This is a genomic window from Vibrio sp. 10N.222.49.C12, assembly GCF_041475025.1.
Lineage (GTDB): Bacteria > Pseudomonadota > Gammaproteobacteria > Enterobacterales > Vibrionaceae > Vibrio > Vibrio crassostreae_C.
Window position 1 is genome coordinate 76532 of the sequence record NZ_JBFRVF010000026.1, and the last position, 12681, is coordinate 89212.

8 protein-coding genes and 2 pseudogenes are annotated in these 12681 nt (G+C 45.0%); 6 read left to right on the forward strand and 4 right to left on the reverse strand.

Features of this window, described 5'->3' with window-relative positions; all coding sequences use genetic code 11:
- The first annotated feature begins 116 nt into the window (after positions 1-116).
- The 3 genes from AB4583_RS10020 to eat are packed head-to-tail and all read left to right on the forward strand — an operon-like array spanning position 117 to position 3813.
- Positions 117-1529 (forward strand): ethanolamine ammonia-lyase subunit EutB, encoded by a 1413-nt coding sequence (locus tag AB4583_RS10020; protein ID WP_017061645.1) that lies wholly within the window; start codon positions 117-119, stop codon positions 1527-1529.
- Entirely contained in the window at positions 1522-2391 is an 870-nt protein-coding gene (gene eutC / locus AB4583_RS10025; protein WP_136974151.1) for an ethanolamine ammonia-lyase subunit EutC, read from the forward strand. Before AB4583_RS10020 ends, eutC begins: the two co-directional genes overlap by 8 nt.
- Positions 2392-2415: 24 nt before the next feature.
- Positions 2416-3813 carry an ethanolamine permease gene (gene eat, locus AB4583_RS10030; RefSeq protein ID WP_136999155.1) on the forward strand — a complete coding sequence of 466 codons (1398 nt, stop codon included), beginning with the start codon at positions 2416-2418 and terminating at the stop codon, positions 3811-3813.
- 408 nt (positions 3814-4221) lie between these two features.
- Here eat and mpaA read toward each other — a convergent pair whose 3' ends face one another.
- Complete coding sequence (mpaA, locus tag AB4583_RS10035) at positions 4222-4929, reverse strand: murein tripeptide amidase MpaA (protein ID WP_372117207.1); 708 nt, start codon at positions 4927-4929, stop codon at positions 4222-4224.
- 173 nt (positions 4930-5102) lie between these two features.
- On the opposite strand from mpaA, the gene AB4583_RS10040 reads away from it, so the two are divergent.
- The 3 genes and pseudogenes from AB4583_RS10040 (at position 5103) to AB4583_RS10050 (ending at position 9142) form a co-directional block, all read left to right on the forward strand.
- Entirely contained in the window at positions 5103-6728 is a 1626-nt protein-coding gene (locus AB4583_RS10040; RefSeq protein ID WP_372117209.1) for an ABC transporter substrate-binding protein, read from the forward strand.
- 170 nt (positions 6729-6898) lie between these two features.
- A pseudogene (locus tag AB4583_RS10045) lies at positions 6899-7212 on the forward strand (LysR family transcriptional regulator); the annotation flags it as partial.
- Positions 7213-7637: 425 nt separating this feature from the next.
- A pseudogene (locus AB4583_RS10050) lies at positions 7638-9142 on the forward strand (putative bifunctional diguanylate cyclase/phosphodiesterase).
- A 157-nt stretch (positions 9143-9299) separates the two neighbouring features.
- Here AB4583_RS10050 and AB4583_RS10055 read toward each other — a convergent pair.
- The 3 genes from AB4583_RS10055 to manA form a co-directional block, all read right to left on the reverse strand.
- On the reverse strand, positions 9300-10712 hold the full coding sequence (locus tag AB4583_RS10055; RefSeq protein WP_372117211.1) for a fructose-specific PTS transporter subunit EIIC: 1413 nt from the start codon (positions 10710-10712) through the stop codon (positions 9300-9302).
- Positions 10713-10725: 13 nt separating this feature from the next.
- Positions 10726-11166, reverse strand: a complete 441-nt coding sequence (locus AB4583_RS10060; RefSeq protein ID WP_372117213.1) for a PTS sugar transporter subunit IIA — start codon at positions 11164-11166, stop codon at positions 10726-10728.
- Between the two features lie 248 nt (positions 11167-11414).
- Entirely contained in the window at positions 11415-12632 is a 1218-nt protein-coding gene (gene manA, locus AB4583_RS10065) for a mannose-6-phosphate isomerase, class I (RefSeq protein WP_017069784.1), read from the reverse strand.
- Between the last annotated feature and the right edge of the window lie 49 nt (positions 12633-12681).

Below are 12681 nucleotides of genomic sequence, written 5' to 3' on the forward strand. Positions count from 1 at the left end.
ATGCTTTTTTATGTTTGCCGATTCTTGATATTCATTCGGTTCAAAAATCGCTTAATTACTCATATATACAAAAGGTTATTGAGCAAGAACTGAACCAGTTTATGAAGAGGGAATTTATGACAGCAGCTTATCGCCGACAACAAGGGCACCTGGTTTTTAACTTTGAGTCGTTAGCAGATCTGATGGCAAAGGCTACGCCAGAGCGTTCAGGGGATGTTTTGGCTGGTGTATCTGCGACTTCTGCTGCAGAGCGTGTTGTAGCTCAGATGACACTGGCAGACTTGCCCCTAAAGACGTTTTTAAATGAAGCGGTGATCCCTTATGAAAGTGATGAAGTTACTCGTTTAATCATTGATAGCCATGATAGAGAGGCGTTTAAAGCGATTGATCACCTTACAGTGGGAGACTTTCGGAACTGGCTGCTAAGTGATGAAGCCGATAGTCTCACGCTTGCAAAGCTGCGTCCTGGTTTAACTCCAGAAATGGTGGCTGCAGTGAGTAAGATCATGCGTAATCAGGATTTGATCCAAGTCGCCAAAAAATGTCGGGTAGTGACTGCGTTTCGTAACACCATTGGCTTGCCTAGTCGTTTATCCACCCGTTTACAGCCCAATCATCCAACCGATTCTCTCAATGGCATTGCCGCCAGTATTTTTGATGGTTTGATGTATGGCAATGGTGATGCTGTGATCGGCATTAATCCCGCAACAGATAATGTACCACAGGCAATTAAGTTGATGAATCTGATGGAAGAGGTCATTCAACACTACCAGATCCCGACCCAATCTTGCGTATTAACCCATGTTACCAACACGATTGAAGCGATTGAGATGGGCGCTCCGGTGGATCTCGTCTTTCAATCTATTGGTGGCACTCAAGGTACGAACGACACCTTTGGTATTAACCTTTCGATCCTTAAAGAAGCAAACGAAGCGGCGCTTTCGCTGAACCGAGGCACCGTTGGAAGTAACGTCATGTACTTTGAGACAGGGCAAGGAACATCTCTCTCTGCCAATGCTTTTCATGGTGTGGACCAACAAACTTGTGAGACACGGGCTTATGCCGTAGCGCGTCATTTTAATCCATTGTTGGTTAATACCGTGGTCGGCTTTATCGGCCCTGAATATCTCTTTGATGGAAAACAGATTATTCGAGCAGGGCTTGAGGACCATTTTTGTGGCAAATTGCTTGGCCTGCCGATGGGGTGTGATATCTGCTATACCAACCATGCCTATGCCGATCAAAATGATATGGATAACTTACTGACATTGCTCGGTGTCGCTGAGTGCTCGTTCATTATGGGGATTCCGGGTTCCGATGACATCATGCTCAATTATCAAACAACCTCGTTTCATGATGCACTTTATGCACGCAAGGTGTTGGGTTTAAAACCTGCGCCGGAGTTTGAGGAGTGGCTAACTCAGATGCAGATTTTTGATGATGTAAAAGATGTGCGCCTAAATGAACGACTCTCCGGCTCATTTGCTGGCGCTCTAGCACAACTTAATGGAGGCCCCGCACATGGGTAAGGTGGTCTCTATGGCAAAACATTCTGCTTCTAAGTTGGTAACTCAAAACCCTTGGCACGAGCTTAAAGGTTTTACATCGGCACGTATTGCACTGGGTCGAAGTGGAAATAGCGTTCCAACTAAAGAGTTGCTTTCATTTCAACTCGACCATGCACAGGCGATGGATGCCGTTCATTGTGCTTTAGATGTGGATTCATTGGTTGAGCTCATCGCTCAATCAAACTCGGTCATTCAACACACTTCTCAGGCACCCATTAAGGCGCACAGCAAAGCGACAGACAGATTCATGTATTTGCAAAGGCCGGATCTTGGTCGTGAGCTTGATGACGTCTGTTGGAATCAGTTGCAAGCCGTTCTTCATTCAGAGTCTCCCCCGTTTGATCTCGCGATAGTAGTGGCTGATGGCTTGTCTTCAATTGCCATTCAAAATCATGCAAATCCAGTCATTGAGCATCTGCTTTCTTTATTAGGGGAAGACGAAGTGCCGTGGCATGTTGCTCCTATTACTGTTGTGAGGCAGGGCCGAGTGGCAATAGGAGATGATGTTTGCGAGTGCTTACAAGCCAAGATGGTGGTGGTTTTGATTGGTGAACGCCCGGGACTGACCTCTCCAGATAGCATGGGTATGTACCTGACTTGGCAGGCGAGAAGAGGAACAAAAGACTCTGATAGGAACTGCATTTCTAATATTCGCCCACAGGGGTTGGCTTATGAAGATGCGTGTAAGCGAGCGGTATACCTATTGAAGGAAGCTCGTCGGCTAGAGCTTTCAGGAGTCAACCTTAAAGACCGTTCGAGTATCGAGGAAGAAGGTGGTGAGCAGTTAGAAGACAAGCACACAGGCAATTTTTTAATTGGATAAAAGACAAAAATAGAGGGATTTACAATGTCAGAACATCAGGAATATTTGGCGCAAAGACAACTTAAAAGGGGCACTGCTGGGTGGATTTTGCTAGCAGGGTTAGGCGTTTCATACGTGATCTCTGGTGACTTTGCAGGCTGGAACTTTGGTATCGGTCAAGCTGGCTGGGGAGGCTTTCTTATTGCTGCAATTGCTATGGCGGTGATGTACTTTACCCTTGTCCTTTCTTTGGCGGAGATGTCTGCGGCTATTCCCGCTGCAGGAGGTGGCTATAGTTTTGCTCGACAAGCCATGGGACCAACGGGGGGATTTTTTACCGGCTTATCCGTCTTAATTGAGTATGCCCTTGCACCTGCCGCGATTGTCATTTTTATTGGCTCAGCGGTGAATGAACTAATGGGTATCGATGGTCCTCTTGTTTACGCGATCTTTTATGCCATCTTTATCGGTATTCATATGGCAGGGGTGGGAGAAGCTCTGAAAGTCATGATGGTCATCAGTGGGTTAGCCGTACTAGCAATTCTTATGACAGCAGGCGTATTGGTTAGTGAGTTTGATGCTAATAATCTGTTTGATATCGCTCCGGCAACCGCACAAGCCACAGAACTACTTCCTTTTGGTTGGTATGGTGTATGGGCGGCACTACCGTTTGCAATGTGGCTTTTTCTTGCGGTAGAAGGGGTTCCACTGGCTGCTGAAGAGGCGAAAAACCCGGCCAAGGATGTACCCAAAGGTATTATCGGCGCAATGTTATTCTTACTGGTCACCGCTACCTTAGTCGTTCTGCTGCTTGCGGGCGCTGTGGGTTCTGAAGCGATTGCGAATAGTGCCGTTCCTCTAGTCGATGCCTTGAAGTTGACCGGTAATCCAACCGTTGCAACGGCTGTTAATATACTAGGACTTGCAGGACTTATTGCTTCATTCTTCTCGATTATCTACGGTTATAGCCGCTTAGTGTTTGCATTGTCTCGTGCGGGTTACTTGCCTCAAAGTTTGTCGCTTACAAACAAAAACAAAGTGCCTGCTCGTGCTTTAGTGGTGCCGGGTGTGTTTGGTTTTGCTGTGTCATTGACCGGAGAAGGCGACCTGATCTTGGCGATGGCGGTAGTGGGGGCGACAGTGTCTTATGCATTAATGTCGCTTAGTCATATATTGTTGCGTATCAAGCAACCAGAGCTTCACCGTCCATACAAAACACCGGGTGGCATGCTGACTTCCGGCACTTCACTAGTGCTGTCGCTTATTGCAATGACGGGTGTTTATGCTTTTGACCCATCTGCATTCTTTATGACTATGGGACTCTTTGTGATTGGTGGTGCTTATTATGGCCTATATAGCCGTAATAAATTGGTCGCATCGACCGCTGAGGAAGAGTTTGAGATGCTGTCGGTTGCAGAGAAAGAGCTTGAGGCTAATAATTAGATTCAATTTCTAATGGTATTTAAGGCTCTAGTGCTTTGCTGGAGCCTTTATTACACTACTTGTAGTAACTTGCGTGTAAACCCCAATCGCGATCACCTCTAACGATAAATATTAATTTAGAAATAGTGCTGTTTTAGGATCATTTTCTTGGAACATTTTTGTCCAGACACTTGTCATGATTTTTTATAACGAGTTAGATTCATAGCGACGAGCCCCGAAGTTCATTGATAGTGAAGTTTTTATCGCGCTAATCATGTCGATTGCCTTTCTCTAAAGATAAGTTGAAATGATGCAAAGGAAGAATTCGGCATAGATTATGAATGGGATTGATTCAGTAGACGGAATATATGATTCACTAGTAATTAGGATGAATTACTGTTCGCATGTGTATATGTAGCCTACTCCAGACTAATTTCCCTCACACCCCAACACTGCCACAAACGCATCCAAATACTTCTCTATAGTTAAATCCGCAGAAACTGGCGGAAGTTCTACGGTAATGCATGGCAGGTTTCTTTCCTGACACCATGTGCCGAATGAGCCTGGGGTTTCGTAATCCACGTCTTCAACGAGCGGTAGGTTGAATTGTTTGCTTAGCCAAGTGGCAAGCTCCGATTGGGTTGGGTCATCGACCATGGCGAGAGGTTCGTGGAAAGAGATGACGAATTTTGGCTTACGCTGTTCAATGAGTGTGATGAGGGACTGCACTTCAGGTTCAAGTTGTTCGGCTTGGCCGGTTTTCACTTTTACATCTCTGACTGGTGTGTGGGAGCTCCAGCGATAGACAGTGCCGTTTGCTGTCCAATTTTGAGTTGGGAAGGCACGGTTCAGGTCGACTTGGTTTGCGTTGGCACGTGTTCCTAATTGATTGCCATCTGGGTTCATCGACAGGATCACATCGTGTCTCAAGTTGGCGGCTGGCAAGCTTCTCAGCGCACAAGATAATCCTGCAATAGAAGCGGTTTCATCACCGTGTGTGCCTGCTAAGATCAGCCCGCGAGACTCGCTTTCTACTTGTACGGGGAAATAGAGCAAAGGCGCACCCAACACCGATTTTCCATATGACAGCGGCTTTATCGAAAACGCAGCTCTTTCCGTTCTTGGAATTAAACTCACCTTAATCTCCTGATTGATCAAGTACTATCAAGTATTCACTATTGGCTATATTAATCATTAACTAAGTCCATTAGATGAACCCCTTTAAATAAATCATAGCGTCAAAACTCGTCAACCGTCGCATTGTTAATTTTATTACTTGCTTCAAAGATAGGCTAGGAGAGCAAAAACATATGGATTTTAAGAAACATTCAACGGCTTTACTCATTTCATCTCTATTGACACCTTTTATCTCAGTAACTGCCGTTGCTGACACATTGCCTGCGGGAACTTCTCTGGCGAAAGAACAACATTTAGTTCGTGCTAACGATGCAGAAGCGGCGACGCTTGACCCTGCGAAAGCAGAAGGCCTGCCAGAAATGCACATTCTACGTGACCTGTTTGAAGGTTTAGTGATTCAAGATCGTGATGGCAATATTACTCCAGGTGTCGCGGAATCTTGGGAAACCGAAGACAACCAGACGTTTGTGTTCCACCTGCGTAAAGACGCGAAATGGTCGAATGGCGATCCGGTAACGGCTGATGATTTCGTGTATGCGATAAGACGCGCGGTCGATCCTAAAACGGCATCGCCGAATGTGTGGTATCTCAAGCTCACCCAAATCAACAACATTGCTGACGTAGCCGAAGGCAAAAAGCCCGTTGAAGAGTTAGGTATCTCTGCAGTCGATAAACACACGGTGAAGTTCGAACTCGATAGTAAAGTGCCTTACTTTGTGGCGATGACGGGCCACACATCCATGATGCCAGTACACGAAGCAGCCCTAGAAAGTAGCGACAAGCCGTGGAGCGATCCTAAGCAATTTGTTGGTAATGGTGCATTCGTACTAGACGAGTGGGTGGTGAACGAGCGCATTGAACTGAAGAAGAACCCAAAATACTGGGACAGTTCAGATACCCACTTAACCGAAGTAACTTATATTCCGTTTGAGAATCAGAATGCCTCGATTAACCGTTATGCAGTGGGCGAGGTCGATATTACTTCGGACGTGCCTACACACATGGCGCAGCAGCTTAAAAGCAAATACCAAGATGCGTTTACTACCGTGCCTTTGCTGTGTACTTACTACTACGCATTCAATACTACGCGACCACCTTTTGATGATGCGCGAGTACGTAAAGCCGTCTCTTATTCTATGATGCGTGACGTTATCACCAATGGTGTGACTCAGGTGGGCAACTTACCAGCTTATACCTTTGCACATGAGTACACGGCTGGTTTTGATGCGACACAACCTGAATACAGTACGTGGACTCAAAAGGAACGTGATCAAAAAGCAAAAGAGCTACTGAAAGAAGCGGGCTACGATGCGTCTAACCCGTTGGATTTCAAACTGCTTTACAACACCAGCGAATCGAACAAGTCGATTGCAGTGGCGATTGCATCAATGCTGAAAGGCAACTTAGGCGCACAAGTTGAACTAGAAAACCAAGAGTGGAAGTCTTACTTGGTATCGCGTCGCCAAGGTGATTTTGATGTGATGCGCGCCTCTTGGTGTGGTGACTACAATGAAGCATCAACCTTCTTGAGCCTATTGCGCTCTGGTTCTTCGGGTAACTTTGCTCGTTACAATAACGACAAGTACGACGCAGCAATGGACAGCGCCTTAGCTGCAACCAGTGAACAAGATCGCCAAGGTTTCTATGATCAAGCAGAACAGTTGTTGGCAGAAGATATGCCGATCGCACCAATTTACTACTACATGCAGGCTCGCCTAGTGCGACCAAGTGTTGGTGGTTTTGCGAAAAACAATGTGGAAGGGCGTATCTACTCTAAGGATCTCTACATCAAAGAGTAATTGCGTTTGATTCACGCGGCGACACACCGCTAAGAACATGAAATAAAGAAAAGGGACGTTGATCATAAATATCTGATCAATGTCCCTTCGTCATTAATCTGTAACTAGAACCGCAAAAAACTGAAACCTGATTGAAGTATTTTTCACTTTTATTTCAATCAGGTGAAGCCATGTTACCCCCTCTACGTGCTCTTGTTGCGTTCGAAGCTGTTGCTCGTCTTGGTTCCATTGGCGCGGCTGCCCGAGAGCTTTGTGTCACGCAAGCGGCGGTTAGCCAACAGCTCAAAAGTTTAGAAACCTTCCTCGCCTGCCATCCTTTTATAAAAAATACTCTTTTATCAGGCTTAATATTCAGCTGGTGGACTGGCCATCAACTAACCCTTGTCAGAATGTCGATATCGAGCTGACCAACGGCAAGGTCGAAAGCGAAGACACTCATTGCGAGCGATTGTTTCAAGAACATTGGCAACTGGTGTGCAGCCCTTTCAGAGAAATTACGCTCAGCAATTCAGAAGATCAAACTTGAGCAATAGCCAACTCTAACAATTAAGTCTAGTTTTGGTATTAGCTTGCTATCAGAAAATGAAAAGTGGAAAGACCGTGCGATCGCGCGCTTTATCAAACAAAGCTAAAAGGACGAAATACAATTGTGATTGAAGAGTCATACCCGGCATCAACAAAAGCGATCGGCAGTTCTTAGTTTGACTAAGAGCCAACATCCACACAAATTGTTTTTCGCATGTTTTAGCCCTAAAAGGTTTTCGTCGCGCAAAGTGATAACGAAAATCGGTAAATAAAAATCAAAAATAAAAACGCGAGCGGTAGATTGCGATTTATGTTGGTGCTACGTTATGAGCAATTTATAACATATAAGTCATGACACATTAGACTGAGAGATAGCAGCTAACGATGAACAAGACAAAAAGATATCCGGTCAACATAGTATTCAGTTACTTAATACTGTCATCATTATGGGTTTTATTCTCTGATCTCGCAGTTGAGTCACTATCAAATAATCTATACGAACACGCCTTAGCTCAGACAGTTAAAGGTCTGATCTTTATCATTCTAACGTCTATTTTATTATGGGTAATGGTCCAGAAAAATAATCGAGATTTAGAGGACGCTAACGATCTTGATAGTGTGACTGGACTTCATAGCCCTTCAGTCTTTTATCGATATTTAAATAAAAGACTGAAAAATTCTCAAGCCAGTGACCATTATGTCCTCTTCTTATTAGACATTGATAACTTCAAATCTGTCGCTGACCAGATCGGATTCGAGAATACTAATTCATTTTTAAAAGATATCGCACGATCTATTGAACTTCCTATAGAGCATCAACCGCTTTCATCACGAGTGCACTCAGATGGCTTCGCGTGCTTGGTTAAACTCAACCACACGGAGCATATTGAATCCTACATTGCCCTCGTACATCGTAGATTTAACCAGTGTGCTTATCGTTATGATATCCACGCCACTTGTTGTATTGGCGCTGCTCTATTCCCCTCGGATGGGAATAATGCCAAGCAACTCATGGCATCTGCTACCCACGCCTTAACTGAAGCAAAGAAAAGCAAGGACACGATTGAATTTCATGACCCAAAACTCACTGAGCTTGAACGCAACGTCAAGAAATGGTGCAAGAATTACGTAAAGCGATTGATGACAAAGCGATTGATATTGTGTTTCAGCCTAAATTCAACATTGAAAGTAGACTCGTCGCAGGTGTGGAGGTGTTGTCTCGTTGGACGCATGAGCGCTATGGTGTCGTTTCACCGGATATCTTTGTCGCGCTAGCAGAAGAGAATTATTTTTGTCGTGATTTGACTACGTTAGTTCTAGAGAAGACTGCGTCACAACTTAGGGCTAATGGCTTGCTAGGGAATGAGCTTAATAGTGTCTCGGTCAATATTTCAGCGGTAGAGCTAAATAGCGTTGATGACATGAACCATCTGGACGAATATCTACGAAAGGATCCCGAGTTTGCTCGCTTACTTTGTCTGGAAATCACTGAAACCGCTATTTTGAAAGATATAGATCAGTGTGCAATCGCTGTTCAGAAGTTAAAAAAACAAGGGGTGTCCTTTTCGATAGATGATTTTGGTGTTGGCTACACGTCTTTTGGTATATTTAGCAAATTGGATGTAGATGAAATCAAAGTCGATCGCAGTTACATCAGTGGGTTAGAAGATGATTATCGTTCTAGAGCTATAACGTCTGGTATCATTGATATAGCGCGAGGGTTTGGCATTAGTGTTGTGGCTGAAGGGGTTGAAAATGCTCAACAACTGTCAATTTTGAAAACGTTAAATTGCGAACAAGCCCAAGGTTATTATCTGGGCTACCCGATGCCATATAAGCAGTTGAAAGAAAGTCTCACCTCTGAAATAGAACCATGTTCAACAACATAACTTAATACTTTTTCATCTAGGCTACAGAGATACAGATGACTTGTATCGAGAAGGATGCTGTTGGCCTAACTATAAGAAATCCCCATTCGCTGACAAAACGAATGGGGATTTTAGTTACTAGGGGGTAGTAATTTTATCTTCTAACTTGTTTCAGGTTTTAGATAGCCACCATAGTCGCGGCTTTCTTCATTGCTTCCTTGGTTGAACACTCAATCACGTTCGCGTTAGCAAAGCGGTGAGCGTCTTTCACTTGAATATCGTGAGCCAAGATAACCAGTCTTGCGTTCGCTACATCTAGGTCAGTGATGCGGTTCTGAATGCCGTTTTGACCTTGAGTTTCTACCTTAATCTTAAGGCCTGCGGCTAAGCCTGCTTTCTCTAGTGCTTTCGCTGCCATGAAGGTGTGTGCAACACCTGAAGGGCAACATGTTACAGCTACGATGTCGTACTCGCCTTCGCCTGCTACAGGTGCCACTTGAGCTTGTACTGGTGCTTCAACCATGTATTCTTCTGTTTCTACCGCTACCGGTTTCCAGAAGCCAACGATAACTGCTGTGGTTAGTGAGCCAAGCGCAATACCGACCACGTACATTGGAATGTTGCTTGATACTGGCGCAGTGATTAGGCCGCCCCACGGTGCGTGAAGTAGAACGTCTGTCATGAAGCCAAACACACAACCCACGATACCACCGGCAACGATTGAAGGAAGTACGCGCATTGGGTCATTCGCTGCGAACGGGATAGCGCCTTCAGAGATACCGATAGAACCCATGATTGCTGCAGCTTTACCTGCTTCTTGCTCTTGTTTAGAGAACTTGTTTTTGAATAGGAACGTTGCCAATGCCATGCCTAGAGGTGGTGTACAAATCGCGATGCCTACGCCGCCCATTAGCCACGGTTGTGTGTCTACTTGAGTTTGAGCAAATAGGGTCGCGACTTTGTTGATAGGGCCGCCCATATCAAACGCCGTCATACCACCAAGGATTGTGCCCAGAACCATCTTAGATGCACCAGCCATTGAAGCTAGGAACTCGTTCATTGAAGACATGAACAGTTTGATTGGCTCGCCGATACCCCACAGTACGATGCCGGCAGAGATTAACGTGCCTAGAAGCGGATAGATGAAGTAAGCACCTAGCGCGGTCATGTTGGTAGAAAGTGGGATCTTCTTAAGTTGGAACACCACGCCACCAGCGATAAAGCCTGCCACGATACAACCAAGGAAGCCGCCGCCCATGTCAGCCATGATGCCTGAAGAAATCATCGCAGGTGCCAGTGCTGGTTTATCCGCAATTGAGTAACCAATAAAGCCGCCAAGAATGATTGGGAAAAGAACAAGGCCTTTGATACCGATATTAGAGATGTCTGCCAACAAGCCGTCTGCTGGAACCGCACCTTTGCCTGATGCCATGACCGCTAACGCCAACAGAACACCACCGGCTACGATGAAAGGTAGCATGTGTGAGGTTCCGAAAAGCAGGTGGCCTTTCATGGTACTAAGGATTTTTTTAAAGTCGCTACTACTGTTTTTATTATTGGTATTCGTAGCTTGAGTTGTTAGGGTGCTCATAATTTTCTACGCCTTATGAATTAATTAAAATATTAAGGATTTGATGTTCGTCTTCTGCGTTATGGATATCTTGAATAAATTCATCGCTGAATTTTCCAAATAGTTCTTGTAGTACATAAATATGATGGTCTGCACCGTTATCTGGTGAGGCAATCATAAAAAACACGGTTGGATTGATGCCGTCTTCATCTCCATACTCGATACCTTGACGCTTAACACCAACAGCAATGGCAGGCTCAGTTACAGCCTTGCTTTTTGAGTGTGGGTAAGCGATGCCGTCCATTGAGGTGATGCTTTGAGATTCACGAATTTCAATGTCTGCCAAGAAGGCTTCTTTACTGCTGATTCGGTTGTTCTCAAATAACATGCTTGCCAATTCTTCAAACAGTTCTTTTTTATTATTCGCTTTAAGGTTGTTATTAATTAAGTTGACGTTAGTTAGCTGTGTGATCATTTATTAACTCATTCACTCTTGAAGTTCTTGAATTAAAATTAATGGATTAACCCGATTCGCGAAATAGCAAATAAAAGCCCTTCACTGTACATTTGTATCCAGCAAAATTAAGTGTGATTTGCATCATTCATCCAGTGTGAGATGGGTCATATTTGATGGCGTTTTTCGGTGTTGAAATAACTTTTTGTAGGAACAAAAATGCCCCGCAAAAGCAGGGCATGAACAGTGTGTACTGAGTTCTGAGGGAGTTAGCTGTAAGCGCGCGCTACGCGTCCAGCGCAATCCAGTTTGTAACTCTCAGCATAAGCCGGAACGAATACCGAATGGCCTTTCTCTATCACGCAGGTTTCACCACATTGATGAGTGAGCACCATAGACTCGTCGAGCGGCAATAGGATCTCGGCACCTTCGGTCGTGATCTGGCGTTGATGCGAATTTTGCACGATAGAGAACTTAAAATCCTCGACAGGGATTTGGTATTCCATCACATCACCTTGCTCAATCGGGCTGAGCAATAATCTATCCGCGGGCTTTTCGTTAAATCGTGTACAAGAAACCAGTTCATTCACGTCCATGTACTTAGGCGTTAACCCAGCACGCAGCACATTGTCTGAGTTCGCCATGATCTCTAAGCCTGTGCCTTTGATGTAAGCGTGAGGGGTTTCAGCGTCCAGATACATGGCTTGCCCCGGCTTTAGCGTAATCACGTTCAATAGTAGCGGAGCAAACAGGCCGACATCACCTGGGTATTGGTTTTCCAGTTCTGAAATCAATTGGAATACACGTTTATCAGAAAGCTTGGCCTTCATGATCAACATGGTCAGCGCCATGCCTTTTTGTTCACCTTCCAAAGACAATAAGCTTGCAAAAAAACAGGCTAAGCCATTGGGTGTTTGATCGCCCGCGAGATCGTTTACCATCGAATGTAACTCAGGAATGTCGAGGTAATGAAAATGCTCAAGGATCTCACTGATCGACCTAAAGCCATTCATTGCTGTGTAGTCGGTTAGGGCATACACCAGTTCTGGCTTGTGATTCGGATCCTTGTAGTTACGATTGCCTGCGGTCATCGGAATACCTTGCTGCTCTTCAAGAGCATAGCCAGATTCCGCTTGCTGCTTGTTTGGGTGGACTTGAACAGACAGTGCCTTCTCCGCAGCTAACACCTTGAATAGGTAAGGCAGCTCGCCAAAACGACTTGCAACTTTCTCGCTTAAAAACAGGTTTAGGTTCTTAGAGATCAAGCTCGATAATGTGGTCTGCTGCCCGTTGTCGTTTACCATTGAGCAACCATTAGGGTGAGCGCCCATCCAGATCTCTGCTTGCGGCTCACCAGACTGGTTATCTATGCCAAACAGTTGGCTAAACGAAGAAGGGCTACCCCATGCGTAGTTTTGAATCACATTAGTCATAGGGTAGAAAAAACGTTGTACGAACGAATCGTTCGCTAAAGAAAAATCAGACATCGAAATCACCATGAAGGGAAACATGGCTTGAGCTCTACTCGGCTTAATG